24 protein-coding genes and 1 riboswitch are annotated in these 25,921 nt (G+C 64.6%); of the genes, 6 read left to right on the forward strand and 18 right to left on the reverse strand.

All coding sequences use genetic code 11. The features are described 5' to 3' along the window. Positions 1–144 precede the first annotated feature (144 nt). Complete coding sequence (locus DN387_RS13420) at positions 145–2,025, reverse strand: methyl-accepting chemotaxis protein (protein ID WP_054915300.1); 1,881 nt, start codon at positions 2,023–2,025, stop codon at positions 145–147. 144 nt (positions 2,026–2,169) lie between these two features. Then, complete coding sequence (locus tag DN387_RS13425; protein WP_043864522.1) at positions 2,170–3,060, reverse strand: LysR family transcriptional regulator; 891 nt, start codon at positions 3,058–3,060, stop codon at positions 2,170–2,172. 99 nt (positions 3,061–3,159) lie between these two features. On the opposite strand from DN387_RS13425, the gene DN387_RS13430 reads away from it, so the two are divergent. From DN387_RS13430 to DN387_RS13445, 4 genes are all read left to right on the forward strand, one after another. Beyond that, positions 3,160–3,600, forward strand: coding sequence for a PACE efflux transporter (locus DN387_RS13430; RefSeq protein WP_043864659.1), 441 nt, complete (start codon positions 3,160–3,162; stop codon positions 3,598–3,600). Positions 3,601–3,684: 84 nt separating this feature from the next. Further along, complete coding sequence (locus DN387_RS13435; protein ID WP_054915299.1) at positions 3,685–4,215, forward strand: sigma-70 family RNA polymerase sigma factor; 531 nt, start codon at positions 3,685–3,687, stop codon at positions 4,213–4,215. Between the two features lie 4 nt (positions 4,216–4,219). Continuing rightward, positions 4,220–5,194, forward strand: a complete 975-nt coding sequence (locus DN387_RS13440; RefSeq protein WP_082405734.1) for a FecR domain-containing protein — start codon at positions 4,220–4,222, stop codon at positions 5,192–5,194. A 173-nt stretch (positions 5,195–5,367) separates the two neighbouring features. Further along, a complete protein-coding gene (locus DN387_RS13445) occupies positions 5,368–7,719 on the forward strand; it encodes a TonB-dependent siderophore receptor (RefSeq protein WP_236171607.1) in 2,352 nt (783 codons plus the stop codon). An 18-nt stretch (positions 7,720–7,737) separates the two neighbouring features. Here DN387_RS13445 and DN387_RS13450 read toward each other — a convergent pair whose 3' ends face one another. The 5 genes from DN387_RS13450 to DN387_RS13470 form a co-directional block, all read right to left on the reverse strand. After that, positions 7,738–8,103 carry a hypothetical protein gene (locus DN387_RS13450; RefSeq protein ID WP_063612014.1) on the reverse strand — a complete coding sequence of 122 codons (366 nt, stop codon included), beginning with the start codon at positions 8,101–8,103 and terminating at the stop codon, positions 7,738–7,740. A gap of 146 nt (positions 8,104–8,249) precedes the next feature. Next, the gene (locus DN387_RS13455) at positions 8,250–8,936 is read right to left on the reverse strand and encodes a GntR family transcriptional regulator (RefSeq protein ID WP_043864518.1); all 687 of its coding nucleotides are present in this window, start codon (positions 8,934–8,936) and stop codon (positions 8,250–8,252) included. A 14-nt stretch (positions 8,937–8,950) separates the two neighbouring features. Next, positions 8,951–9,655 carry a FadR/GntR family transcriptional regulator gene (locus DN387_RS13460; protein WP_054915296.1) on the reverse strand — a complete coding sequence of 235 codons (705 nt, stop codon included), beginning with the start codon at positions 9,653–9,655 and terminating at the stop codon, positions 8,951–8,953. 36 nt (positions 9,656–9,691) lie between these two features. Further along, a complete protein-coding gene (locus DN387_RS13465) occupies positions 9,692–11,005 on the reverse strand; it encodes a C4-dicarboxylate transporter DctA (protein WP_043864516.1) in 1,314 nt (437 codons plus the stop codon). Between the two features lie 251 nt (positions 11,006–11,256). Beyond that, positions 11,257–11,571 (reverse strand): helix-turn-helix domain-containing protein, encoded by a 315-nt coding sequence (locus DN387_RS13470; protein WP_043864657.1) that lies wholly within the window; start codon positions 11,569–11,571, stop codon positions 11,257–11,259. A gap of 186 nt (positions 11,572–11,757) precedes the next feature. Here DN387_RS13470 and DN387_RS13475 point away from each other — a divergent pair, with 186 nt between their 5' ends. Together DN387_RS13475 and DN387_RS13480 are read left to right on the forward strand one after the other, a co-directional pair. After that, positions 11,758–13,323, forward strand: a complete 1,566-nt coding sequence (locus tag DN387_RS13475; protein ID WP_043864515.1) for a PAS domain-containing methyl-accepting chemotaxis protein — start codon at positions 11,758–11,760, stop codon at positions 13,321–13,323. Between the two features lie 21 nt (positions 13,324–13,344). Beyond that, on the forward strand, positions 13,345–15,042 hold the full coding sequence (locus tag DN387_RS13480; protein ID WP_043864514.1) for a bifunctional diguanylate cyclase/phosphodiesterase: 1,698 nt from the start codon (positions 13,345–13,347) through the stop codon (positions 15,040–15,042). A gap of 49 nt (positions 15,043–15,091) precedes the next feature. Here DN387_RS13480 and DN387_RS13485 read toward each other — a convergent pair whose 3' ends face one another. The 11 genes from DN387_RS13485 to folD form a co-directional block, all read right to left on the reverse strand. Beyond that, complete coding sequence (locus DN387_RS13485; protein ID WP_043864513.1) at positions 15,092–15,586, reverse strand: Lrp/AsnC family transcriptional regulator; 495 nt, start codon at positions 15,584–15,586, stop codon at positions 15,092–15,094. A gap of 12 nt (positions 15,587–15,598) precedes the next feature. Continuing rightward, entirely contained in the window at positions 15,599–16,441 is an 843-nt protein-coding gene (locus tag DN387_RS13490; protein ID WP_229589384.1) for an ABC transporter ATP-binding protein, read from the reverse strand. 3 nt (positions 16,442–16,444) lie between these two features. Further along, entirely contained in the window at positions 16,445–17,158 is a 714-nt protein-coding gene (locus tag DN387_RS13495) for an ABC transporter permease (protein ID WP_043864512.1), read from the reverse strand. Beyond that, positions 17,155–17,880: an ABC transporter permease gene (locus tag DN387_RS13500; RefSeq protein ID WP_043864511.1), complete on the reverse strand. Its 726-nt coding sequence runs from the start codon at positions 17,878–17,880 to the stop codon at positions 17,155–17,157. Before DN387_RS13500 ends, DN387_RS13495 begins: the two co-directional genes overlap by 4 nt. Positions 17,881–17,954: 74 nt before the next feature. Then, entirely contained in the window at positions 17,955–18,734 is a 780-nt protein-coding gene (locus DN387_RS13505) for an ABC transporter substrate-binding protein (protein ID WP_054915295.1), read from the reverse strand. A gap of 275 nt (positions 18,735–19,009) precedes the next feature. After that, complete coding sequence (locus DN387_RS13510; RefSeq protein WP_043864509.1) at positions 19,010–20,056, reverse strand: ornithine cyclodeaminase; 1,047 nt, start codon at positions 20,054–20,056, stop codon at positions 19,010–19,012. A gap of 23 nt (positions 20,057–20,079) precedes the next feature. Next, positions 20,080–20,997 (reverse strand): citrulline utilization hydrolase CtlX, encoded by a 918-nt coding sequence (ctlX, locus tag DN387_RS13515; RefSeq protein WP_054915323.1) that lies wholly within the window; start codon positions 20,995–20,997, stop codon positions 20,080–20,082. 133 nt (positions 20,998–21,130) lie between these two features. Next, positions 21,131–22,057, reverse strand: coding sequence for an ABC transporter substrate-binding protein (locus tag DN387_RS13520; RefSeq protein ID WP_054915294.1), 927 nt, complete (start codon positions 22,055–22,057; stop codon positions 21,131–21,133). After that, complete coding sequence (locus DN387_RS13525) at positions 22,054–22,395, reverse strand: ferredoxin (protein ID WP_043864507.1); 342 nt, start codon at positions 22,393–22,395, stop codon at positions 22,054–22,056. Before DN387_RS13525 ends, DN387_RS13520 begins: the two co-directional genes overlap by 4 nt. Before the next feature lie 98 nt (positions 22,396–22,493). Further along, positions 22,494–24,428 (reverse strand): TonB-dependent siderophore receptor, encoded by a 1,935-nt coding sequence (locus DN387_RS13530; RefSeq protein ID WP_054915293.1) that lies wholly within the window; start codon positions 24,426–24,428, stop codon positions 22,494–22,496. Between the two features lie 120 nt (positions 24,429–24,548). Continuing rightward, positions 24,549–24,752, reverse strand: a riboswitch (cobalamin riboswitch). Positions 24,753–24,889: 137 nt separating this feature from the next. Further along, positions 24,890–25,744 carry a bifunctional methylenetetrahydrofolate dehydrogenase/methenyltetrahydrofolate cyclohydrolase FolD gene (gene folD, locus DN387_RS13535; protein ID WP_054915292.1) on the reverse strand — a complete coding sequence of 285 codons (855 nt, stop codon included), beginning with the start codon at positions 25,742–25,744 and terminating at the stop codon, positions 24,890–24,892. Positions 25,745–25,921: the final 177 nt, after the last annotated feature.

The raw sequence follows: 25,921 nt of genomic DNA on the forward strand, positions 1-25,921 counted from the left end.
CACCCAGCGAGCCCGTGATCGGATGGCGCCAGCATAAAGGTTTTTTTATAGCCAAATAGACTTGTTCGTTATTAGTTTATAACCGTAACGCAGCAGGCGAGGGTGCCATCGACCGCCTGGGCGGCCGATGGGCGAGGGCGGGGGTCAGATCTTGAAGCTGTCTACCAGTTGCTTGAGGCGCCCGGCCTGACGCGCCAGGTCATCGCAGTGCTTGAGGGTGTCGTTGAGGTTGGCCACACCCTGCTGGTTGAGCACGTTGATCTGGGTGATGTCCAGGTTCAGGCTCTCGACCACGGCGGTCTGTTCCTCGGTGGCGGCTGCTACCGACTGGTTCATGCCGTCGATCTCGCCAATGCGCAGGGTCACGCTGGTCAGGCGTTCGCCGGCCTGGTTGGCGACCTGCACGCTCTGCTCGCTGGACACCTGGCTGGCGTTCATGTTGTGCACTGCCTCGCGCGACCCCACCTGCAGGGTGGTGATCATCTTGTGGATCTCTTCGGCCGATTCCTGGGTACGGTGCGCCAGGTTGCGCACTTCGTCGGCCACCACGGCAAAGCCGCGACCGGCTTCACCGGCCCGTGCTGCCTCGATGGCGGCGTTGAGTGCCAGCAGGTTGGTCTGCTGCGAGATGCCCTTGATCACGTCGAGGATCTGGCCGATGTCATCGGTGCTGGCGTTGAGGGTTTCGATCTGCTCGCACGACTCGCTGATCTTCTGCGACAGCGCCGTCATCGCGCTGATGGTCTCCTGCATCACCTGGCGACCATCGTTGGCCTGGTCGCTGGCACCGCTGGCATGTTGCGAGGCATCGGCGGCGTTGCGCGCGATTTCCTGGGTGGCGGCGCCCAGTTCGTTGATTGCAGCGGCCACGCTGTTGGTGCGCAGGCTCTGTTCCTCGGAGCCGATGATCGAGGCGTTGGAGGCGCTCATCACGCGTTCCGACAGGTCGTGCACCTGGCGGGTGGCCGAGGCCACTTCGGAAATGGATGCATGGATGCGCTCCACGAACTGGTTGAAGGCACCGGCCAGTTCGCCGAATTCATCCTTGTTTTCCACGGTCAGGCGCCGGGTCAGGTCGCCTTCGCCCTGGGCGATGTCCTGCATGGCGCGGCCCATGGTGGTGAGGGGGCGCATCAGCACCGGAATCAGCAGGCTCAGCAGGCCGGCGATGGCGGCCACGGCGATCAGCATGGCGATGATGGCCGAGGTGCGGAACTGGCTCAGCGGGGCGTAGGCCTTTGCCTTGTCGATGGACAGGCCGATATACCAGTCGGCCGACGGCAGGCCGCTGACCGGGGCGAACGAGATGATCCGCTGTTCGCCGTTGAGGGTCACGTCGTGCAGGCCGGCGGCGACCTGCAGGTTGCTGCCGGGGTAGATGTCCTTGAGGTTCTTCATGGCCTGGTCGCTGTCCGGGCTGACGATCATCTGCCCGTCGCGGTCGACCAGGAAGGCGTGGCCGATACCGCCGAAGTCCACGGCATTGATGATGTCCACCAGGGTGGCCAGGCTCAGGTCGCCGCCCACCACGCCGACCAGTTCGCCGTTGCTCTTGACCGGCATCGCAATGGTCACCACCAGCCCGCCGACAGCCGCCAGGTAGGGTGGGGTGAGCATGGGTTTGCCGGCGGCGACAGCAGCTGTGTACCAGGGACGTTGGCGCGGGTCGTAGCCGTCGGGCATTTTCGCGTCCGGGCGCTGGGTGAACACGCCGTTGGTCTGGCCCACATAGGTGAACTGGAAGTTCGATGTGAAGGCGGGCTGGTCGACCAGCCCGGGGAAGTCGGCATTGGCGCCCTGGTGGGCGATGTTCTGGGCCAGGTTTTCCAGCACCAGGATGCGCCCGCTTATCCAGTTCTGCACACTGCTGGCTGTCAGCGCGCCGGCCTGGTTGACCGACGATTCGATGTTCTGGCGGATGGTGTTGCGTTGCAGGTAATCGTTGTAGAGGGTGAACAGTGCAAAGGCCAGCACGACGACTGCGCCGGCGCTGAGCAGGATCTTGTGGCGAAATTTCAGGTTCATGTTTCGAGACCTTTAGCCAGATAGGGGAAGTGACGGCGTCACGGGTCGGAGCCTTGTGAGCACCGCCATCGTGAATTGCACGCGACTGACCTTTCAGGTATCGGCTGAAACCACGAAATATTTACGTACCATTTTGACGCGGGGTCAGTCGGCCAGGGCTGCGGTCTGTCTCAGCAACCTCACCAGCTCCTGGGCAGCGCGTTGCAGCGGCTGCTGCTTGAGCCAGAAGGCATGCACCGGCAGGCGCAGTTCATTGCGGGTGTTGCGAAAATCCAGTTGCACCAGTCGCCCGGCCTTGAGCAGCGGGGCAATGCGCGACAGCGGGAAGTCGCCCCAGCCAAGCCCGGCCTCGACCATCTCGATGGCCATGCTCAGGCTGTCGGTGCGCCAGTGCGAGGCACCGATCAGCACGCGGGGGTCGAGCATCGGCAAATCGCGGCTGGCCACCACGATCTGGCGCACGTTGACCAGGTCTTCGAGGTAGCGCACCTGCTCGCCCAGCGCGGGGTGATGGGGCGAGAGGGTGGCGGTCAGCGACTCCATGCCGACCTGTTCGAAGCGCTGGCGCGGGTCGACCGTCAGCCCGGCAAACGCCAGGCACAGTTGCACGCGACCCTCGTGCAACAGGTGCAGCGCATCTTCCTGCGGGGCGCTGAGCACCTCCACCTGCAGCAGCGGGTGGCGCTGGCTGATCTGGCCGATGGCCTGGAGCAGCGGCTGGTGATCGATGTCGGGCACCACGCCGATGGCCAGGGTGCTTTCCAGGCCCTGGGAAAGCTCGATGGCGTGCACCTGAAGCTGCGTCAGCTGGTCGGCGATCAGCCGGGCATGGGGCTCCAGCGCCAGGGCCAGCGGGGTGGGGCGGGTTTCACGGTGGGTACGCTCGAACAGGGCAAAGCCTAGCTCCGCCTCCAGGTTGGCGATGGCCATGCTGACTGCCGAGGGTACCCGCCCCAATGCCCGGGCGGCAGCCGAGAACGAGCCGCGGTCGAGCACTGCAAGAAACAGTTCGATAGTGTCGCTGGAAAAATTCATCAGCCTCTCCTTTCAGTAGATCTGATAGCTGCTGACTTTTTCTGTCAAGAAAATTGACGCATCCTGCCGGCCGAATTTGATTTGCCGAGGGGTGAAAAGGTGCAAGGTCTGAAACGCAAGCTGGTGTATGTAACGGCCTATGAAGGTATCGGGCTGTGCCTGTCGACACTCGGGCTGGCGCTGCTGTCCGGCACCGCGCCCAGCAACACCGGGCCGCTGGCCGTGATGATCACCACCATCGCGATGGTGTGGAATTTCATCTACAACACCCTGTTCGAGTACTGGGAGAGCCGCCAGGCCACACGGGGGCGCAGCGTGGCCCGGCGCGTGGCGCACGCGATCGGGTTCCAGCTGACCCTGGTGGTGTACCTGATCCCGCTGATTGCCTGGTGGCTGGGGATTTCGCTGTGGGAGGCCTTCGTGGTGGACCTGGCGTTCATCATCCTGATCCCGTGCTACACGTTCCTCTACAACTGGCTTTTCGATCGGGTGTTCGGGCTGCCGAGTTCGGCATCGGCACAGGTATCGCCCGCCGTGTAGGTCGTGCAGGCCCGCGATGCTTTGCTTCTGAGCGTCGGCTAGGCATAGAATGATAGGAATTCTCATTCGTACCCCCGGTCGCCCATGTCCACTCCCGATCCCGCGTTGCGCGAACAGGTCAGCCGTATCTATCAGGACCACCACCGCTGGTTGCAGGGCTGGCTGCGTCCGCGGGTGGCCTGTCGGCACCTGGCGGCCGACCTGATGCAGGACGTGTTCGTGCGGGTGCTCAGCGCCCCGGACGCCAGCGACCGGCTAGGCGCGGTACGCGAACCACGCGGCTACCTGGCCACCATCGCGCGGCGTTTGATGATCGACTACTTTCGCCGTGCCCGTCTCGAGCGGGCCTGGTTGCAGGCACTGGCCGAGCAGCCCGAAGCGGTGGAGATATCCGAGCAGGAGCGGCTGATCCTGCTGCAGACCCTGTGCGAGCTGGATGCCATGCTGGCGGGGCTCGGCCCACGGATACGCCGGGCCTTTCTGCTGTCGCAGCTCGATGGCATGACCTACAGGCTGATCGGCGAGGAGCTGGGGGTTTCCGAGGTGACGGTCACCCGCTATATCGCCAAGGCCTTTCACCACTGTACGCTGTACAGCCTGCAAGCCGACACGTGACCCCATGGCTACTCTCGACCCTCTCCAGCGCGCCGCGCTGGAACAGGCTGCGCTTTGGCGCGCCCGCCTCAATGCTGATGCCGTGGATGATACCGACCGGCAAGCGTGGCAGACCTGGCTGGACGCCCACGACCAGCATCGCTGGGCCTGGCAACAGGTCGTCCAGGTTCAGCAGCGGCTTGGCCAGCTATCTGGCGGGCTGGCCGGACGTACCCTGGACATCGCCGGGCAGCCTGCCGCGATCCCGCGGCGCGGCGTGCTCAAGGGCATACTGGTGCTGGCCGGCACCAGCGGCCTGGGCTGGGCCGGCTACCGAGAGCTGAGCAGCGGACCGTGGACGGCGGACTACCATACCCGCGTCGGCAAGCGTCAGGCATTGACCCTGGCCGATGGCACCCGGCTCGAACTCAACACCGACACTGCCCTGGATGTGCGCTACGACAACCAGCAGCGCCTGCTGGTACTGCGCCAGGGCGAGGTGATGATCACCAGCGCCGCCGACAAGGCCGGGCGCCCGTTGCGGGTGCAGACCGTCAACGGCACCGTCGAGGCGCTGGGCACGCGCTTTCTGGTGCGCCGCGACAGCGACGCCAGCAGCACGCAACTGGCGGTGTACCAGGGCCAGGTGGGCGTGATGCCGCGCGATGGCATGGGGGGGGCCGTGGTCGATGCCGGGGATCAGGTGCGGTTTTCACACCCCAAGTTCGTGCTTGGCTCGCCGCTGGAGCCCGACCGCGATGCCTGGCGCAGGGGGCTGCTGATTGCCAACGACCAGATGCTTGGGGTATTCATCGCCGAGCTGCGGCGTTATCGCCCCGGTTGGCTCAAATGTGCCAACGAGGTTTCCAGCCTGCGTATCAGCGGTACCTTCAAGCTCGACGACACCGAGCAGATTCTGCGCGCCATCGGCAAGACCCTGCCGGTGCGGGTCAAGCGGCGCACAAAATACTGGGTAAGCATCGAACCCCTCACCACCTGAAAAATATTTTTCGTAAATGATAGGTATTCGCTCCTTCGTTCGACTTCTAGGCATGCAGGCGTGATGGCCTGACTGCCAACCAGAAGAGAAAAGAACCGATGAATACCCGATCACCGGTCGCGGCAAGGCTGCGTACCACGCTGTTGTGCTCCACCCTGCTGTGGCCGCTGGCGATGCCGGGCATGGCGCACGCCGACAGCACCACACCGACCGAATACAACCTCGACCAGGGCGACCTGGGTCAGGTTCTGAACCGCTTCGCCGCCCAGGCCGGCGTGGTGCTGTCGTTCGCACCGAGCCTGACCGCGGGCAAGGCCAGCGCCGGCCTGCACGGGCGTTACAGTGTCGAGCAGGGCCTGCAGGCGTTGCTCGAGGGCAATGGCCTGATGGCCGTGCGTGAAGACGACGGGCGCTACAGCCTGGCCCCGCTGCCGCAAACTGCCGGGGCGCTGAACCTGGGCGTGACCGAAGTCACCAGCAACCAGTTGGGTACCATCACCGAAGACAGCGGCTCGTACACGCCAGGCACCATCGCCACCGCCACACGGCTGGTGCTGACACCGCGCGAAACGCCCCAGACCATCACCGTGGTCACCCGTCAGCACATGGACGATTTCGGGCTCAACAACATCGACGATGTGATGCGCCATACCCCGGGCATCACCGTGTCGGCCTTCGACAGCGACCGCACCAGCTACTATGCCCGCGGCTTCTCGATCAACAACTTCCAGTACGACGGCATCCCCTCGACGGCGCGCAACGTCGGCTATTCGGCCGGCAACACCTTGAGCGACATGGCCATCTATGACCGCGTGGAAGTGCTCAAGGGCGCTACCGGCCTGCTCACCGGCGCGGGGTCGCTGGGGGCCACGATCAACCTGGTGCGCAAGAAGCCGACTGCCGATTTCAAGGGGCATTTCACCCTGGGCGCCGGCAGCTGGGACAACTACCGCAGCGAACTCGACGTGGGCGGCCCGCTGACCGACAGCGGCAACGTGCGCGGCCGTGCGGTGGCGGCCTACCAGGACAAGCACTCGTTCATGGACCACCACCAGCGCAAGACCAACGTCTACTACGGCATCCTCGAATTCGACCTGAGCCCGGACACCCTGCTCACCGTGGGCGGTGACTACCAGGACAACAAGCCGGAAGGCTCGAGCTGGTCGGGCAGCATTCCGCTGTTCGATGCCCAGGGCAACCGCAACGACCTGCCACGCCACTTCAACAACGGCGCCAAGTGGAGCCACTGGAACCAGTACACCCGCACCGTGTTTGCCAGCCTGGAGCATCACCTGGCCAACGGCTGGGTTGCCAAGGCGCAGCTGGACCACAAGATCAACGGCTATGACGCGCCGCTGGGCTCGATCCAGGGTTACTACCCGCGCGCCGACGGCACCGCCAGCCTCTATTCGGCCAAATACACGGGCGAGACGGTGAGCAACTCGGCCGACCTCTACGCCAGCGGGCCGTTCGAGCTGCTGGGGCGTGAGCACGAACTGGTGATCGGTACCTCGTTTGCCCAGTCTCACTGGGAAGGCAAGGGCTGGTGGAGCGCCAGATACCCCAATGGCAACTCCGTCGACTACGGCAGCTGGAACGGCAACACCCCCGAACCGGACTGGGGGGAGCAGACCCAGACCGTGGATGACCGCGTGCGCCAGACCGGCACCTACGTGACCACCCGTCTGCACCCCACCGACGACCTGACGCTGCTGCTCGGTGCACGCCTGGCCAACTACCGCATCAACGGCGTGACCGCCAACGGCCGCGAGGACGATCGCCTGCTGCCCTACCTGGGGGCGGTGTACGACCTCAATGACTACCTGTCGCTGTATGCCAGCTACACCGATATCTTCATGCCGCAGGATGCCTGGTACCGCGACCGCAACAACCGCCTGCTCGACCCGGATGAAGGGCAGAACTACGAGGTGGGCCTGAAGGGTGAGTTCCTGGACGGGCGCCTGAATGCGAGCCTGGCGTACTTCGAGATTCACCAGAGCAGCCGGGGCGAAGAGGACCGGGCCTACAACGGCAACCCGACCAACCCGGCGGTCGAGTATGCCTACGAAGGCATCAAGGCCAAGACCAAGGGTTATGAGGCAGAGATCTCCGGCGAACTGGCCGAGGGCTGGCAACTGCAGGGGGGTTACACCCACAAGGTGATCCGCGATGACCAGGGCAAGAAGGTGTCGACCTGGGAGCCCGAGGACCAGGTCAGTTTCTACACCAGCTACAAGCTCAAGGGGGCGCTCGACCGCTTGACCATCGGTGGCGGTGCGCGTTGGCAGGGCAAGGGCTGGCAGGTGTTGTCGAACAACGTCAAGAAGCGCGACGAAGAGTTTGCCCAGGACCCTTACTGGCTGGTGGACCTGATGGCGCGTTACCAGATCAGCGAGCAGCTGTCGGCCACGCTGAACGTCAACAACGTGTTCGACAAGGCCTACTTCACCAATATCGGCTTCTACAACTCGGCCTCTTATGGCGACCCGCGCAACGTGATGGTGACCACTCGCTGGGACTTCTGAGGCCAGCGTGCCGAGGTATCAGGCCTGCCGTTGGGCGAGGCAGGCCTGGTGGATCGCGTCCCAGCATTCCTGGCTCCACAGGCGGATCCAGGTGGCGGCCCACAGGCGGTCCCAATGCCGGCGCAACGGGTTGCGTCGGCGCGCCTCCAGCAGCTCTTCGATTTCTTCGTTGAGCGATACCGGCTCGAAACCGGTCCATACCGGTGGTACCGGCGCCACGATGTTGTAGTAGCAGACCGGCGCGACTTCCTCGTAGAAGATGCGCTTGAGCTCGGCCAGGTCGAAGGGTTCGAGTTCGCGGGCGATCCAGGCGTAGTCCACCCAGCTGTCGACGAACGACTCGGAGAGCAGGGCGCGGACGTTGTGGCGTTGTTCTGGGGTCACGGGGCGGGCTCTTGTGGGGATGCCCGATGCTGCGCGGTTTGTCGTTGGCAGGTCAAGCGCAGCAAGACCCTTCGCCGGCAAGGTCGGCTCCTGCACAACACCTCCTGCAGGAGCCGGCCTTGCCGGCGAAAGGCGCACCGCCATTCTCAATCCAGGCTCAGCTTGGCCTCGATGCGGTCCAGGTGCTGGTGCATCAACTGCAGCGCCGCCTCGCTGTCGCCGTCCTCCAGTGCGTCCACCAGGGCTGCATGTTCCTGCCAGGCGCAGTGTTCGCAAGGCTGGGTCTCGTACTGGGCAATGATCAGCGACGTCATGGGCACCAGCCCGTTGAGAAACCGCGTCAACGGGGCATTGTCGGCCATCTCCGCCAGCTTCAGGTGAAACTCGCCCCCCAGACGAATCGCCGTGCACCGATGGCCCTGCTCGTGGTGCTTGCGCTCGCGGGCAATCAGCTCGCGCAACTGGCGGATGCGTGGGGCACTGGTGCGCCGCGCCGCCAGCCCGATCAGCGTGGTTTCAGCCAGGCGCCGGGCACTGAGCACCTGGCGCGCCTGCTGCGGGTCGGGTGCGGCCAGCCGGGCGGTGTGCGCCGGGCGTTGCACCACCACCTGCTGGTCGGACAGGCGCCCCAGCACGCGGCGGATCACCGTGCGGCTCACGCCGAAGGCCTGGCCCAGCGCCTGCTCGGTCAGCGCGGTACCTGGCGCCAGGCGCTGTTCGAGGATCGCATCGAACAGGCGCGGGTAGATCTCGTCAGCGCTCAGGCGCTGCTCGCCGGCCGCCAGCAGCGCGGGCAGGGCGATCGCGGACGGGGTAGCAGGGCAGGCGTTCATGGTCGCTCTCCTGGTCAGTTGCCCGGGTGTTCATCCGGAATGGTCAATTCGATGCCCATGCGCAGGCCTTCCTGCAGAATGTGCCGGCGCATCTGCGCACTGGCCTGGGCGCTGTCCTTGTTGCGGATGGCGCGCACCACCGCCTCGTTCTCTTCCAGACGCGCGGCCAGGTGCTCGGGCGAGTTGTGCAGCACCTGGGCGCTCTGCTTGAGGGCATTGCTGGTCTGCTGCACCACACTTTGGAAAATCGGGTTGGCGGTCAGTGCGAACAGCTCTTCGTGAAATGCCAGGTAGGCGCGCACCCCGGCTTCGCTGTCGCTGGCCTCCAGGGCCTCGCGCATGTCCATCAGGGTCAGGCGCAACTGGCCGATTTCCTTGCTGCTGACCGACTGCGCCACCAGCCCGACAATGAACGGCTCCAGCGTGTAACGCAGCTGCAGCACGTCCTCCAGGCTGGCTCCGGCCACGGCCGCGGGGGCCTGTACCAGCTCCTGGGTGCCGGGGTCGAGCACCAGCACTCCCTTGCCTGGCATGGAACGCACCAGGCCGAGGGTCTCCAGCACCGTGACCGCTTCGCGCAGGCTTGGCCGGCTGATGCCCAGTTGCTCGGCCAGTTCTCGCTGACCCGGGAGCATCTCGCCCGAGCGCCACTGGCCACGGGCCAGTGCCTGGCGCAGTTTCTCCACTACCGCATTCACTACCGTCGATGAGGTAATCACTGTTTGCTCCCTGAAAACACATGCATACGTCGTTGCCTAGAATTCCTGTTGATGGGCAGGGGTCGGCAGCTTGCGCGTCTGGAAGCTGAAGCCCTGCTTGCCGTTGAGTACGTTGTTGGCGCGTTCCAGATCAATGTCCTTTTCCCAGCGGGCGATGGCCACGGTGGCCACGCAGTTGCCGATCAGGTTGGTCAGCGCGCGGCCGATGCCCATGAACCAGTCCACCGCCAGCACCAGCACCAGGCCCACTACCGGGATGGCCGGTACTGCCGTGAGGGTGGCGGCCAGAATCACCAGCGCCGACCCCGGAATGCCGTGGGCGCCCTTGGAGGTGATCAGCGACACCAGCAGGATGGTCAGCAGGTCGGTCATGGCCAGCGGTGTGCCGGTGGCGTTGGCGATGAACACGATGGCCAGGGTGAGGTAGATGGAGAAACCGTCCAGGTTGAAGGAGTAGCCCGTGGGGATCACCAGGCCGACGGTGGAGCTGCCGATGCCCAGGTGTTCGAGCTTGCGCATGATCTGCGGCAGGACCGCATCGGACGACGCAGTACCCAGCACGATGCCCAGTTCTTCGCGCATGTACTTGAGGAACGGGAACAGCTTCAGGCCCGAGACGCGCATCACTGTCCCCAGGATCACCAGCACGAAGCCTGCACAGGTCACGTAGAACAGCGCCACCAGGCCGCCCAGGTGTTGCAGCGAGTCCAGGCCGTACTGGCTGGTGGTGAAGGCGATGGCGCCGAACACGCCGATCGGCGCCAGGCGCACGATCATGCCCATGATGCGAAAGATCACATGGCTCAGTTCGTTTATCAGCCGGGTGATGCCCGACGCGGCCTCGCCCACCAGGTTGAGGGCGCTGCCGAACAGCACCGAGAACAGCAGCACCTGGAGGATGTTGTTGTCGGCGAAGGCGCCGAGCACCGAATTGGGTATCAGGCCCATGAGGAACGCTGCCGTGCCCTGGATATGCTGGCCACGCTCGGCCAGCGCACCGGCATCGGCGGTCGACAACTGGTCGAGGTGGATGTTGGCACCGGTACCGATGCCTGAGGTGAATGCCAGTACCAGCCCCAGCACCAGCGCAATGGTGGTCAGCACTTCGAAGTAGATCACCGACTTGAGGCCGATGCGGCCAACCTTCTTGAGGTCGCCGGCACCGGAAATGCCGCTGACCACCACGCAGAACACAATCAGCCCGATGAGCATCTTGATCAGCTTGATGAAGCCGTCACCGAGGGGTTTGAGTTGCAGGGAAACTTCAGGAAAGCTCAGGCCGCAGGCGATGCCGAGCATCAGGCCGAGCACCACTTGGAGGAAGATCGAACGCGAGCACCATTTGAGCATGGGGAGGGATCTCTGGTCGGTGTCCGTGCTTCTGGCAACAAGCGCCGAGCGACAGACTTAATTATTGTGGTCTTACCGGTATGTCCAGTGCAGGCGCAGTGTAGGCGGGGTTTTCGCGGGTTTGCAAGTATTTCGCGAATCCAGGGCATCAGATCGGTTTTACCGGTCTGACCAGTTACAGTACTTATCGACGACAAAAGCGCTTCAAGCAACAGTGGCAGGCGCCTGTCACGCTTTTGCGAGGGCAGTGATCAAGGCTTGGAAAGGGCCAGGTCTACCGCTGCAATCAGCTTTCCCAGGTCCTTGGGTGGAGCTTTGTGAATAACACCGAACAAGTAGGCACGTTGCTCGTCCGCATCTTCCAGGTCGGCGAAAAAGGCATTGAGCTTGACGCCCAGCACGTCGGCAAAGGTGAACAGCGCTTCGACACTGGGGGTGTAGGTGCCGGTTTCAAAGCGGCTTATGGTTTTGGGGTCAAAACCGGTTTTTTCGCCAAGTTCAGCCTGAGTAAGCCCGGCTACCTTGCGATAGCGTCTGATGGCTGGACCCAAACTAGATAATTCCATCGCTCGATTCCCATTTAGAATCAAGAACTTAACGATAAATATTGGCATTGCACAACGCCACGTTTCATCACCTTTCCTTGCAAAATGTGATGTATTTCGTAGAATCGTTCACTTGGACCGACATTTACGCTGCAGGTTTCAGGGCCGCTGGACAAGGCTTTAGCGTGCGCTTCAGGGAGTTTTAACGTGCGTCTCAATCTGCCGGTCACGGCTGTCGAACAGACCTTTCCGGACCATCAGCGGCTGATTTCCGCCACCGATACCGACAGTAACATCACCTATTGCAATGCCGAATTCGCCGCCATGAGTGGCTTCAGCCAGGCGGAACTGATCGGCAGCACGCACAACCTGGTGCGCCACCCGGACATGCCGCCTGCCGTATTTGCCCTGATGTGGCAGTACCTCAAGGCCGGCCAGAGCTGGATGGGCATCGTCAAGAACCGCTGCAAGAACGGTAACTTCTACTGGGTCAGCGCCTACGTCACACCGGTGCTCGAGGACGGCCGCCTGGTCGGCTACGAATCGGTACGGGTCAAGCCCACTCGCGATCAGGTGCAGCGCGCCGAAGCGCTGTATGCCCGTCTGCGTGAAGGCAAGCCCCCCGTGCCCTTCGGGCGTCGCCTGGCCCTGCAGGGCCGCGTGCTTGCGCTGCCGTTGCTGGCAGCCGCTTTGGCCATGGGCGCCAACCGGCTGTTGCCGGGCTGGGGCGGGCAGGGCATCACGCTGGCGCTGTTCGTGGCGGTGGGCCTGTGGGGGCACAATCGCCTGCGCCATGAAGTGCGCCAGATCGTGCGCAGCACCCCCAACACGTTCTCCGACCCGATCAGTGCGCTGGCCTACAGCGAAGCGCTGGGGCCGACCGCGCAACTGCAGATGGTGTTGATCAGTGAAGAGGCGCGCCTGAAAACCGCGCTGACGCGCCTGAGCGACCTGGCCAACCAGATGGCCGTGGCCGCCAGCGATTCCAGCCGGCTGTCCAATGCCACCGAGCTGGCGCTGCTCGACCAGCGCGCCGAAACCGACATGACCGCGGCGGCGATGACCGAGATGGCGGCATCCATCGCCGAAGTGGCGGTGCATGTACAGCAGACCGCCAGCGAGGCCGGCACCGCTAACCAGCTGGCCGAACAGGGCAGCCAGGTGGCCGGTACCTCGCGCGAGGCGATCCAGCTGCTGGCCAGCACCGTCACCCAGATCAACCAGGCGGTCGGCCACCTGGCCGGGCAGACCCAGGACATCATGCTGGCTGCCAGCGTGATCCAGGCGATTGCCGACCAGACCAACCTGCTGGCGCTCAACGCTGCCATCGAGGCGGCGCGGGCCGGCGAGCAGGGCCGCGGCTTTGCCGTGGTGGCCGATGAGGTGCGCGCCCTGGCAGGCAAGACCCGCCAGTCGACCCAGCAGATCCAGGGCATCATCGAGACCCTGCGCAGCGGCGCCGATGACGCGGTGAGCATCGCCAACCTGGGCATCCAGGAGGCCGAGCAGGGCGTGGCGCAGGTGGTCGAGGCGCAGCGCGCACTGCAAGGCATTCGCGAGGCGGTGGCACGCATCACCGATATGACCCAGCAGATGGCGGCCGCCTCGCAGGAGCAGTCCTACGTGGCGGAGGACGTGTCGCAGCAGATCAATCGGGTAGCCGGCACGGTGCAGAAGACTGCCGACAACGCCAATGCCGCCGCCACCCGTGGTGGCGAGCTTGAGCATATTTCCAGCGGCCTGCGTGCCTTGGTTGAACGCTTCAACCGATAGCCGCCAGGCGAGTGAACGAGCATGGATGACAACTACCGCGCGGCCGTCGACGCGGCCGCGATCTTTTCCGAAACCGACCTCGCCGGACGCATCACCTACGTCAACCAGCAGTTCTGCAGCATCTCCGGCTACAGCCGTGAAGAGCTGCTGGGGGCCAACCACCGCATCCTCAATTCCGGCCTGCACGGCAGTGACTTCTTCGAGAGCATGTGGGCATCGCTGGTAGCCGGCAAGGTCTGGAAGGGCGAGATCTGCAACCGCGCCAAGAACGGCTCGTTGTACTGGGTCGACAGCACCATGGTGCCACTGCTGGACCCGGCCACCGGCAAGGTCCGCAAGTATGTGTCGATCCGCTTCGACGTCAGCGAGAAACGCCAGCTGGTGCACACCCTGCAATGGCGCGTGGGGCATGACGTGCTCACCGGGCTGCCCAACCGCGCATTCCTTTCGGACCTGCTGAACCAGGCCCTGGAATTCTCGCGCACCGAGCAGTTCCCGCTGGCGGTGTGCATGCTCGATCTGGACGGCTTCAAGGCGGTCAACGACGGCTATGGGCATGCCTGCGGCGACCTGCTGCTGGTCGAGGTGGCGGCGCGGCTCAAGGGCATACTGCGTGGCGGCGATGCGGTTGCGCGGTTGTCTGGTGACGAGTTCGTGCTGATTCTGCGCCATGTCGAGGGCCAGGCGCAGTTGCGCACGGTGCTGGGGCGGGTGCTGTCGGCGGTGGCGGCGCCGTATTCGATTCGTGGCCAGCAGATCAGTGTCAGTGCCAGTATCGGCGTGACCCTGTACCCGGCCGACAACGATGATGCCGACACCCTGCTGCGCCATGCCGACCAGGCGATGTACGTGGCCAAGCAGAGCGGACGCAACCGCTTCCACCTGTTCGACGTATCGCTGGACCAGGAAGTGAAGGCCACGCACCAGACGGTTGAGCGGGTCCGCCGCGCCATGAAGAATGGCGAGCTGCGCCTGTTCTACCAGCCCAAGGTGAACATGCGCAGTGGCGAGGTGCTGGGCTTCGAGGCCTTGCTGCGCTGGCAGCACCCGGTCAAGGGGCTGGTGCCGCCTGCGGAGTTCCTGCCGTTGATCGAGCAGACCGACCTGATCGTGGACATCGGCGAGTGGGTGATCGACCGCGCGATGGCGCAGATGCAGCATTGGCAGGACGCCGGGTATCGCTGGTCGGTGAGCGTGAACATCGCGGCGCGCCACTTTCAACGGTCTGACTTCGTCGAGCGCCTGCGCCTGTTGCTTGCGCGTCATGACGGGGTTGCGCCGCGCATGCTCGACCTTGAGATCGTCGAGTCGGTGGCAATCGAGAACATCAAGCGGGTCAGCGAATGCCTGGAGGCGTGTCAGCAGTTGGGGGTGCAGTTTTCACTGGATGACTTTGGCACCGGCTATTCGTCGCTGAGCTATCTCAAGCGCCTGCCCACCCAGGCGATCAAGATCGACAAGTCGTTCGTGCGCGACATCCTGCATGACCAGGATGACCTGGCCCTGACCCGCGCGGTGATCGGCCTGGCACGGGCCTTCGGGCGCCAGGTGATCGCCGAGGGGGTAGAGACGGTGGAGCATGGCGAGGTGCTGATGGGGCTTGGCTGCGATGTGGCGCAGGGCTACGGCATCGCCCGGCCGATGCCGGCGGCGGAGGTGGTGGGATGGGTGCGCGAGTATGTGCAGCCGCATGAGTGGGTGGTGTTGCGCCAGGCGTAATGCCGCATCGGGCCCTTGGCCGGCAAGGCCGGCTGCTGCAGGGCCGGCGCTACAACTGCGGCGCCGTGTTCTTCACCACCGCCAGTTCCGGGTGCGCCACCAGCTTGTCGATGTGCAGCTCGTCGTTGTTCATCCAGGTTTCGCTCAGCACCCGGTAATGCTCCATGTCCCGGCAGCGCATGCGCAGGCTGTAGTCGAAATGCCCGCTGATGAGCTGGCACTCGAATACCTGCGGGCAGGCCTTCATGCAGGCCTCGAAGGCCCGCTGGGCCGAGCGCCCGCTCTGGTTGGACAACGCCACCAGCACCAGCAGCGACAACCCTGGCGACACCCGCTGCACATCGATGATCGCGCCATAACCACGTATCACCCCGCGTCGCTCCAGCTTGCGCACCCGCTCCAGGCAAGGCCTGGGCGTCAGGTGCACCAGCGAAGACAGCTTTTCGTAGGTGATGCGCCCGTTGTGGCGCAGTACGTCGATGATCGCCTCGTCGATCCGATCCAGAGGCGGCGTGTCATGCAAGCGGTTGGCCTTGGTGTCCATGGTGGCGTCGGTTCACTTCAAACGGTTGGAAAGAAATTGCTGCAGGCGTTCGCTCTGCGGCTGGTCGAGCATCTGCGGGCCGCCCTGTTCCTCGACCCGGCCCTGGTGCAGGAACAGTACCTGGCTCGACACCTGGCGGGCAAAGCCCATCTCGTGGGTGACCATCAGCATGGTACGGCCTTCCTCGGCCAGCGTCTGTATCACCTTGAGCACTTCGCCAACCAGTTCCGGGTCCAGTGCCGAGGTCGGTTCGTCGAACAGGATTATCTCCGGTTCCATCGCCAGCGCCCGCGCAATGGCCACGCGCTGCTGTTGCCCGCCAGACAGGAATGCCGGGTACTGATCGGCCGCGCGCCCTGGCAAGCCGACCTTGTCCAGGTAGGCGCGGGCGCGGGCCTCGGCCTCGCGCGGGCTCACCCCAAGCACGCGGCGCGGCGCCAGGCAGATGTTCTCCAGCACGGTCATGTGGCTCCACAGGTTGAAGTGCTGGAACACCATGGCCAGGCGCGTGCGCAGGTTCTGCAGCTGGGCCGGGTTCGGCGCGCGGGTGCCGGCGCGGCCCTGATGCATCTCGATGCTCTGGTCGTCGAGGGTGATCACGCCCGAGTCCGGCTGTTCGAGAAAGTTGATGCACCGCAGCATGGTGCTCTTGCCCGAGCCGCTGGCACCGATCAGGCTGATCACGTCGCCCTTGCGCGCCTGCAGCGAGACGCCCTTGAGTACCTGGTGATCGCCATAGCTCTTGTGCAGGGCATCCACGCTCAGTTTGATGGCGGCGCTGCTGACGCGCGGGGCGGTGGGGGTTTCGTACAGGGCCTGGCCATGGGCCGGCAGGGGGTGTGCGCAAAGGGTCATGGGTCAGCCTCGGGCAGGAACAAGGAAACGCATCCAGCGGCGTTCGGCCAGGCGAAACAGCCCGACCAACGCGAAGGACAGCAACATGTACAGAATGGCCGCGATGCCGAAGGCCTGGAACGTCAGAAAGGTCGCGGCGTTGGCGTCGCGGGCCACTTTGAGGACGTCGGCGACGGTGGCGGTGAACGCCAGCGAGGTGGCATGCAGCATCAGGATCAGCTCGTTGCTGTACACCGGCAGCGCACGGCGCAGGGCTGCCGGCAGCACCACGAACAGGTTCAGGCGCCAGCCATGCAGGCCGTAGGCCTGGGCGGCCTCGATCTCGCCATGGGGAATGTTGCGAATGGCCCCGGCGAAGATCTCCACGGTGTAGGCGCAGGTGTTGAGCACAAAGGCCAGCAGCGTGCAGTTGAGCGCATTGCGCAAGAACTGGTCGAGCAGCGCGTTGTCACGCACCACCTCCAGCCCGTACAGCCCGGTGTAGCAGATCAACAACTGGATATACAGCGGGGTGCCGCGAAACACGAAGGTGTACAGCTCTACAGGCCAGCGCAGCCAGCGCTTGCGCGACACCCGCGCCAGCGCCAGTGGCAACGACAGCACCAAACCCAGCACCATGGTCACGATGAACAGCCACAGCGTCATGGCCAGCCCCGACATGCCCGCGCCATCGCTGTACAGGTAGGCCCGGCCGTATTCCTGAAGCAGTTCGATCATGATGCCAACCCCTTGATGCCGGTGTTGTAGCGCCGTTCCAGCACCTTGAACAGGCGATTGGAAAGGGTGGTGATAAGCAGGTAGACCAGCCCCGCGAACAGCAGAAAGTACAACGGCTCATTGGTGGTCTTGCCGGCGTTCTGCGCAGCCTTTACCAGGTCGGAGAGGCCGATGATCGACACCAGCGCGGTGGACTTGAGCAGCACCAGCCAGTTGTTGCCCAGCCCCGGCAGGGCGAAGCGCATCAGTTGCGGGAACAGCACCAGCTGGAAGCGCTGCACGCGGCTCAGCCCGTAGGCGGTAGCCGCTTCCAGCTGGCCATGGGGCACGCTGAGGATCGCTGCGCGAAAGTTCTCGGTGAAGTAGGCGCCATAGATGAAGCCCAGGGTGATCACGCCGGCCATGAACGGGTTGATCTCGACGTAATCCCAGCCAAGCAGCTCGGTCAGGTCGTTGAGCCACAGCTGCAGGGTGTAGAAGATCAGCAGGATCAGCACCAGGTCGGGCACGCTGCGAATCAGCGTGGTGTAGAGGGTGGCGGGAATGCGCAGCAGGCGCAGCGAGGACAGCTTGGCGCTGGCGCCGATCAGGCCCAGCAGCAGGCTCAGGCCCAGTGACAGAAAGGCCAGTTGCAGGGTCATCCAGGTTCCTTGCAGCAACAGCGGGCCGAAGCCCTGCAGGCTCAGGGCCTGCAAGCCGGTGGAGGTGAGGAAGTCGTTCACGGGAAAACTCTCGGTAGGACCAAAGGCGGGTGCGACAGCGCACCGGGCCGTGCAGGCCCGGGCTCTGCAGGCGATTACTCGTTGTAGATATCGAGGTCGCCGACGTACTTCTGCTGGATCCTGGCGAAGGTGCCATCGGCCAGCACCGCGGCGATGCCCTTGTCGATCAGCGCCTTGAGCTCGGCGTCGTTCTTGCGCAGGCCCATGGCGATGTCCAGGGGCAGGGTGGGGTCCTTGATTGCCGGGCCGCTCTTGAAGTTCGCGCCTTCGGGGGTGTTGAGGAAGTTCAGCTGTGCTTCGAGCTTGTCGGTGAGGGTGGCGTCCAGGCGCCCGTTCATGAGGTCGGCATAGTTCTGGTTCTGGGCCTGGTAGGCTTTGACCCGGGCGCCCAGAGGCGCCAGCTTGGCGCGGGCGTAGGCCTCTTGCAGCGAGCCTTGCAACACGCCAACGGTCTTGCCCTCGAGCGATTCGGGGGTGTCGCCGAAGTCGGCGCCCTTGCGCACGATCACCGAGGTGGGGCTGAGGAACAGGCGATCGGAAAACTCGATCTGCTTCTGACGGGCCGGCGTCACCGCCATGGACGACATGATTGCGTCGAACTTGCGTGCACGCAGGGCCGGGATCATGCCGTCGAATTCGTTGTGCACCCAGGTGCACTTGACCTGCAGCTTTTCACAGATGGCATTGCCCAGCTCGATGTCGAGACCTTGCAGGCTGCCATCGGCGGCGACGGATTCGAAGGGCGGGTATTCGGGGAACACGCCGAAACGGATTTCTTTCCATTCCTGTGCCTGGACTGTGCTCGCGCACATGGGCAGGAGCAGCACGCTGAGCAGCTTTCGCAGCGAGGTCATAAAGGTATCCCTGTGTCTTGTAGTTGATGTAGGGCAGTGAACGCTTCGTTGGCCTGAGCCTTGGTCTGTGTGTGACTCTTCGGTCTGGGCGTCAGAATGCGTGAAGGCAGCATTTTTTTTGTGTCGTTTGGGCCGGCGCTGGCTGCCGGATTCTGCTGTTGGCGATTCGGTGTCAGCCGAATCGGCTGCATGACCTCCTGTTTTGGCTTCGGGGCAGCTTGCTGTGTACGGCCGTGCAAGGTGCACGGCCGCCTGGATTGAAGTGCAGGCCCGGTCTAGGCGCGTTTCTTGTGCACCGCCTGAACCTTGGGCAGCAGCCGTGCAAACAGGTCCTTGGGGTTTTCCAGGGCCGGCACCAGGTCGATTTCATGGCCGATATCCAGGGCCTTGGCCACATCCAGCACATAGCGCAGGGCCGAGTAGTCTTCGATGGCAAAGCCCACCGAGTCGAACAGGGTGACCTGGGTGTCGTTCTCGCGGCCGAGCACCTGGCCGTTGACCACTTGCCAGAACTCGGTGATCGGCGAGTCGGCTGGCATCTGCTGGATCTCGCCCTCGATGCGGCTCTGCGGTTCGTACTCGACGATCACCCGTGCGGCGTCGACGATGTCGCGGTGCAGCTCGGTCTTGCCCGGGCAGTCGCCACCCACCGCGTTCAGGTGCATGCCCGGCTCGATCATGTCGGCGGTCAGGATGGTGGCGTAGGCTTTGTCGGCGGTGACCGTGGTGACGATGTCGGCGCCGCGTACCGCGTCGGCCACGGAGCTGGCCAGTACCACCTTGATCGCCGGGAAGGCGCGAAGGTTCGCGGCCAGTTTGGCCGTGGCTTGTGGGTCCAGGTCGTACAGGCGGATTTCCTCGATGCCCACCAGCGCGTGGAAGGCGATGGCCTGGAATTCGCTCTGCGAGCCGTTGCCGATCAGCGCCATGCTGCGGCTGTCGGGACGCGCCAGGTAGCGTGCGGCCAGGGCCGAGGTGGCGGCGGTGCGGATCGCGGTGGTCAGGGTCATTTCGCTGAGCAGCAATGGCGCGCCGGTGTCGACATCGCCCAGCGCACCGAACGCCATCACGGTGAGCATGCCGCGCTGGGTGTTCTTCGGGTGGCCGTTGACGTACTTGAAGGCGTAGAGGTTGGCGTCGGAGGCCGGCATCAGCTCGATCACCCCGTCTGGCGAGTGGTTGGCCAGGCGCGCGCACTTTTCGAAGTCGTGCCAGCGCAGGTAGTCCTGGCGGATGTACTCGGCCATTTCTTCCAGGCAGGTGGTGAGGCCCTTGCGGGCGACCAGTTGGCTGAGGTCGTTGACGTCGATGTAACGGGTCATGGGGAGCTCCTTCTTGTGGTCGGTCAATTGCGCACCGGCAGGTGCACTTCGGCGAGCATGCAGCGCGCGCTGCCGCCGCCGATGCGTTCGATGTTGTCGATGTTCACCACCACCGGGTGGGTGTGCCGCTCGACCTGGCGGCGCTGCTGGGGGTGCAGCGAGCGCCAGGCACTGCGCGACATCACCAGCAGCGGCTGGCCTTGCTTGTCGTGCACTTCGAGCATGTTGCCGGCGAAGCCTTCGAGCTGGTCGAAGTCCAGGGCCAGGATGTCCTTGCCGGTGGCGCGCAGGCTGTGTTCCAGGGTACGGCGCTCGTCGGCATCGGGCAGTGCCTTGAGGCACACCACCGACAGCCCGCGGCCCACGCTCATCATCACGTTGCAGTGGTAGATGGGCGCCCGGTGCCGGTCGACGGCGTGAAACAGGCACAGGCGGTAGTCGAGCCTGTCGGCGAACTGGCGCAGTGCTTCGGTGTGGGTGCGTCCGGAGTGGCAGGCGTAGCTGATGCGGTGTTCGCGGTCGAGCACCATGCTGCCGGTGCCTTCCAGGAACATGCTCTGTTGCTCCAGCGGGCTCAGGTCGATGGTGTTGTGAATGCTGAAACGGTCGGCGAGCACCTGCAGCACGCCCTTGTCGCGTTCCAGCCGGCGGTTGTGGCCCTCCATCGGGTAGAGCACCAGGCTGCCGTCGGCATGGCTGCTCCACCAGTTGTTGGGGAAGATCGAGTCGGGCGTGTGCGGGGCCGGCGTGTCCTGCACCACCAGCACCTCGACGCCATGCTGGCGCAGGGTGTCCACATAGCCGTCGAACTCTTCCAGCGCTTTATGCTGTGCCTGGTCGGGGTCCAGTGCAGGCTGCTGGAAGCGGTTGTTGAGTGCGGTGTCCGGGTTGAAGGCGAACCGCGCGGGGCGGATCATCAAGACTGTATTGGTGGTTTGCATCGAGGCACGCATCCGGGGTTGGCAGTGCGTCTATTGTCGATGCAGTGGCGCTGCAATCCCGGCTGAAGCGCGCGGGGCGCTCAGCGGGGAAAGCTGAAAAGCGGGGTATTGCAGCGTAATCGGCTGTGCCGGTTCAGGGCAGGTGCTCGGCCATGTCACGCAACTGGTTGGCCAGCGCGACGGCAGCACGGGCGCTGTGTTCGCCTGCCACCAGGTGCGTGAAGGGCAGGTCGATCAGCCGGCCCTCGCGCACCGCACGCAACTTCGAGAGGGCCGGGTGGTTGTGCAGGTACTCGCGCTTGCGCCGGGCCGGCGACCAGACGGCGTCGGCCAGGATGATCACGTCCGGGTCGCGTTGCAGCAGGGTTTCGGGGTCGACGGTCACGCGGTGCAGGTCGACGTCGGCGAACAGGTTGCGCCCACCGGCAACCTGGATCAGTTGGGTGATGAAGCCGCGGCTGCCCTCGCTGTCGAGGCCCTGGTGCTCGCTGTCCAGGTAGAACACCGAAAGCGGGGAATGCTGCGCGGCGAGCTGGCGGGCGCGGTCCAGGTCTGCTCGTTGCTGCGCGATCAGCCGAGCGGCCTGGGGTTCGCGCTGCAGCAGCTTGCCCAGGCTGCGCAGGTCGTCTTCGATGGCCGCGAAACCGGAGGCCGGGCGCGGGTCGCAGGCGTTCTCCAGCAGGTAGCTGCCGATGCCATTGCGGGTCAGGTGGGTACGGGCGCCCACGCCATCGCGAAAGGCGCTGGCGAAACCGCCGACCACCAGGTCGTAGCGCTGGGCATAGAACACCTCCGGCGAGGGATACAGCCGCGACAGCAGGGGCACGCCGCGGTAGCGCCGGGAGGCCAGCGCCTCGGGGTCGTCATCGATGTAGCTCACCGCAACCAGCGACGGGCCGACCTGCAGGGCCAGCAGCAGGTCGGCGGCATGCTGGTTGAGCGCCAGGATGCGCTGCGGCGGGGCGTGTGGCAGGGTCCAGTCCTGGCCGCAGTTGCGGTAGGTCTGGGCGTGGGCCGTGGTGCCGAGCAGGCACAACAGCAGGCAGAGCAGGCGCGTCATGGGGTATCACCATTGAGCAGCAGTGCGCTGACCGGGGTGCCCGCGACCAGGTGCTCGCGCACCAGGCGGCGGGCATCGTCGGCGCTGGCGATGCGGTACCAGCAGCGCTCGGGATAGACGGTGGCGACCGGGCCCAGGTTGCACGGGAACTGGCAGTGGGTGCGGGTCAGCAGCACGCCGTCGGCGGTTTCCATGCGCTGGGCGGCGAGCAGTTCGTTGCGCACCACTTTCCACACCTGCTGCGCGCCGCGCTGGGTGCAGCGCGGGCCGGTGCACAGCATCACGTGGCGGGCGTGGGCGGGAATGTGCGACCACTCGGGTTTGCTGGGGATGGGCATGGGCTTGTCCTTGAGTCCGTGGTGCGGCTTTCGCGGGTCAAGCCCGCTCCCACAGGCTCATCTGTCACCTGTGGGAGCGGGATTGACCCGCGCTGCTTCTAGAAGCTGTAGGTGTAACGCACTTCGCTGGTGAACGGCCTTCCCAGGTTCTGCACCTTGCGTGCGCCGCTGTCCATGCTGGTGGTGTAGTCGCGGTCCAGCAGGTTCTCCAGCAGCAGGCTCAGGCGATGCTGGCGGGCGCCGTCCAGGTAGCGGTAGGCATCGGCGTCCACCACGGTGTAATGCCCGTAGTCCACATCACGCGGGCTTTTCACCGTGCCGATGTAGCGCACCGCCGCGCCTGCGCCCCACATTCGGTCACCCGACTCGTACCCCAGCCGGCTGCGTGCAAAGAACCCGGGAATGTTGTTGAGGGTGGCGCCGTTGCGCGACTCGCTCAGGTTGCGCGTCATGTCTGCCGCCAGCTGCCAGCGGTCACTGAGCTGGAACTGCCCGTTGACCTCGACGCCGCGCACCTGGATCTCGCCATCGCCGTTGACCCATTGTGCATCCACGATGGTGATCAGGTCCTCGATGCGCCGGGTGAACAGCGTACCGCTCAGGCTGTAAGGCTGGCCCTGGATCAGGCCGGTGTAGTCCAGGCCCAGTTCGGCATTGCGGCTCTTCTCCGGCTTGAGGTTGGGGTTGCCCATCTCGTCGCCCGGTTCGTTGACGTACAGTTGCTCGGCGTTGGGCAGCTTGTAGGCGGTGCCGAACTGGCCGCGCAGCTTGAGCTGGTCGGTCAGGTCGTAGAGCGAGGTGAGCATGCCCACCGTGGCACTGTCACCGCCGCTCAGGTGCTCGCGGCGCACGCCGATGCTGGGGTGCCAGTCAGGCAGGGCGTCGATGACAGGGCGCAGCTGCACATACAGCGCATGGGCCTCGGCCTGGTTGTTATCGATCTTGAGCACGTCGTCCTTGCCCTTGAACCACTGGTTGTCGGTACCGAACACCAGGGTGTGCTCGCCGGGGAGCACGGCCTTGCCTTCGGCCTGCATGCCCCAGTCGCTGAAACCCCAGTAGTCGTCGTGGTTGAGGGTGCGGGTGCTGCCGTCGGTGTTGTTGTAGATGCGGGTGTAGCGCGTATCCCAATCGTTCATGTGGCCTTTGACGAAGTAGCTGAAGTCGGGGTTCAGGCGCTGCTCGAAGGTGGCCGTGGCGATCTGCTGCACGCGGTCGTTGGTGGTACGGCGGTTGGCGTCCGGGCGCAGGAAGTCCAGGTTGGCGGCGCTGTACTGGTAGAACAGCTCCAGGCGGCTGTCATCGCCCAGGCTTTGTGCGGCCTTGGCGCCGAAGGTGTTGACCTCGTAGCTGCGCTTCTTGTCACTGACCGTCGAGGTGATCTGGCTGCTGTGGTAGGGCTGGTAGCCCTCGGACACGTTGTGGCTGACGTAGGCCAGCAGCCCCAGGTCGCCCAGGCCGTTGCTGAAGATGCGCTCGATACGGGCATCGCCGTTGCGCCCCATGAAGCTGTCGACGCCCAGGTTGACCTGGCCCGAGGGGTCGCGGCTATGGGCCGAACGAGTGACGATGTTGATGACCCCGGCCACGGCCTGGGTGCCGAACAGCAGGCTCTGGCCGCCCTTGAGTACCTCGATGCGCTCGATGGCGGCGGCGGGCAGGGTGTCTATATAGATGCCGCCGTAGAGACGGTTGTTCAGGCGCACCCCGTCGAGCATGATCAGCGTGTCGTCGTTGCGCCCGCCCAGCAGCGAATAGGTGCCATAGTCGAACGGCCCCTGCTTGGGCGCCACATACAGGCCGGGCACGAACATCTGCAGCACGCGGGTGATGTCCGCGCTGGGGCCGGCGCGCTCGATCTGCTCGCGGTCCACGACCTCCACCTTGCTGCCATAGCGCGCCATCTCGGCCACCGTGGTGGACTCCACCGAGGGTGCGGAGACGATCTGCTGGTCGAGGGTCAGGGGTTCGCTGGCCGCCAGGGCCGGGCTGCCGATCAGGCAACCGATCAGGGTAAAACGACGTGTCTTCATCTACTTCTCGAAAAAGGATTTTTCGGGAAGCGCACAGGAGGGTTCCGGCGAACGCGCGCCAGAATACCGGCTCGTGCCCGCCCACCGCAGGTTTGCCAAAATGACTGAACGCATCCTTTCAACAGTCGTGGGTTTGCAGGCCGGTCTCCGGGCTTGCGAGGCTCGAAGTCATCCGCCTTCCCATGCGTTGCGCACAGTGGCCTGTTGGATGCTTCACTCGCTTACCGTTGCGGGGGCAGCGCCGGACTAGTCATGCAAGACGCACCGGCTTCCCGTTTCACCTGCTGCACGGCGGCAGCAGGCACCTGAAACTGGGCCGCATCTGACCATTGTCATGACCGTTCGTCAACCTGACGGCCTTTGCTGACGAGCGTGCGTTTGTTCCAGGCCAAAAAAAACGGCACCTTCTCAGGTGCCGTTCCTTTAGTGGCTAGCGCCGCTGGAACTTAAATCCAGCGGGGTCAACCGTGCAGCTCTTCGGCCGCATACAAGGTGTTCTCCAGCAGGCACGCCCGGGTCATCGGCCCGACGCCGCCTGGCACCGGAGTGATCCAGCCGGCGCGGGGCAGGGCGGTCTCGTAGACCACGTCGCCCACCAGCTTGCCGTCTTCCTGGCGGTTGATGCCCACGTCGATGACGATGGCGCCTTCCTTGATCCATTCACCCTTGACCAGCCCCGGCTTGCCGGCAGCCACCACCACCAGGTCGGCGCGACCGACGTGGCCGGCCAGGTCCTTGGTGAAGCGGTGGGTCACGGTCACGGTGCAGCCGGCCAGCAGCAGCTCCATGGCCATGGGGCGGCCGACGATGTTCGAGGCGCCCACTACCACCGCATTCATGCCGTACAGGTCCTGACCGGTGCTGTGCAGCAGGGTCATGATGCCTTTGGGGGTGCACGGGCGCAGCAGCGGGATGCGCTGGGCCAGGCGGCCTACGTTATAAGGGTGGAAACCGTCCACGTCCTTGTCGGGGCGAATGCGCTCGAGCAGCAGCGAGGCATCCAGGTGCGCCGGCAGTGGCAGCTGCAGCAGGATGCCGTCGATGTCGGCGTCTTCATTTAGGCGGTCGATCAGGTCGGTCAGCGCCTGCTGGGTGGTGTCGCTGGGCAGGTCATAGGCCTGGGAGTTGAAGCCGACCTCTTCACAGTCTTTACGCTTGTGCGAAACATAGACTTGGGAGGCGGGGTCGCTGCCTACCAGGATCACTGCCAGGCCGGGGGTGCGCAGGCCTTGCTCGCGACGTTGCGCGACACGTTGGGCGATCTGCTGGCGCAGGCTGGCGGCGATCGCCTTGCCGTCGATAAGTTGTGCAGTCATGACGCGTGATTAACCATCGAGAGGGAATAAAAAGAGCGCGCATTCTCGCATGACCGGGGCGCAGGGCAAAGGCGCTTGGTCTGGCAATTCCCCTAACCCCTTAAATAAAATGAATTTTTTTCAAAAAGGTGTTGACGACTTTGCCGCTCGTCTATAACATTCATCGCACTTGTCGGG

Source organism: Pseudomonas sp. FBF18, assembly GCF_024261405.1.
GTDB lineage: Bacteria > Pseudomonadota > Gammaproteobacteria > Pseudomonadales > Pseudomonadaceae > Aquipseudomonas > Aquipseudomonas palmensis.

Coding starts and splice junctions, on each gene's coding strand:
- DN387_RS13420 (WP_054915300.1), bottom strand. CDS start 2,025: ATGAACCTGAAATTTCGCCACAAGATCCTGCTCAGCGCCGGCGCAGTC.
- DN387_RS13425 (WP_043864522.1), bottom strand. CDS start 3,060: ATGAATTTTTCCAGCGACACTATCGAACTGTTTCTTGCAGTGCTCGAC.
- DN387_RS13435 (WP_054915299.1), top strand. CDS start 3,685: ATGTCCACTCCCGATCCCGCGTTGCGCGAACAGGTCAGCCGTATCTAT.
- DN387_RS13440 (WP_082405734.1), top strand. CDS start 4,220: ATGGCTACTCTCGACCCTCTCCAGCGCGCCGCGCTGGAACAGGCTGCG.
- DN387_RS13445 (WP_236171607.1), top strand. CDS start 5,368: ATGCCGGGCATGGCGCACGCCGACAGCACCACACCGACCGAATACAAC.
- DN387_RS13455 (WP_043864518.1), bottom strand. CDS start 8,936: ATGAACGCCTGCCCTGCTACCCCGTCCGCGATCGCCCTGCCCGCGCTG.
- DN387_RS13465 (WP_043864516.1), bottom strand. CDS start 11,005: ATGCTCAAATGGTGCTCGCGTTCGATCTTCCTCCAAGTGGTGCTCGGC.
- DN387_RS13470 (WP_043864657.1), bottom strand. CDS start 11,571: ATGGAATTATCTAGTTTGGGTCCAGCCATCAGACGCTATCGCAAGGTA.
- DN387_RS13480 (WP_043864514.1), top strand. CDS start 13,345: ATGGATGACAACTACCGCGCGGCCGTCGACGCGGCCGCGATCTTTTCC.
- DN387_RS13485 (WP_043864513.1), bottom strand. CDS start 15,586: ATGGACACCAAGGCCAACCGCTTGCATGACACGCCGCCTCTGGATCGG.
- DN387_RS13490 (WP_229589384.1), bottom strand. CDS start 16,441: ATGACCCTTTGCGCACACCCCCTGCCGGCCCATGGCCAGGCCCTGTAC.
- DN387_RS13495 (WP_043864512.1), bottom strand. CDS start 17,158: ATGATCGAACTGCTTCAGGAATACGGCCGGGCCTACCTGTACAGCGAT.
- DN387_RS13505 (WP_054915295.1), bottom strand. CDS start 18,734: ATGACCTCGCTGCGAAAGCTGCTCAGCGTGCTGCTCCTGCCCATGTGC.
- DN387_RS13510 (WP_043864509.1), bottom strand. CDS start 20,056: ATGACCCGTTACATCGACGTCAACGACCTCAGCCAACTGGTCGCCCGC.
- ctlX (WP_054915323.1), bottom strand. CDS start 20,997: ATGCAAACCACCAATACAGTCTTGATGATCCGCCCCGCGCGGTTCGCC.
- DN387_RS13520 (WP_054915294.1), bottom strand. CDS start 22,057: ATGACGCGCCTGCTCTGCCTGCTGTTGTGCCTGCTCGGCACCACGGCC.
- DN387_RS13525 (WP_043864507.1), bottom strand. CDS start 22,395: ATGCCCATCCCCAGCAAACCCGAGTGGTCGCACATTCCCGCCCACGCC.
- DN387_RS13530 (WP_054915293.1), bottom strand. CDS start 24,428: ATGAAGACACGTCGTTTTACCCTGATCGGTTGCCTGATCGGCAGCCCG.
- folD (WP_054915292.1), bottom strand. CDS start 25,744: ATGACTGCACAACTTATCGACGGCAAGGCGATCGCCGCCAGCCTGCGC.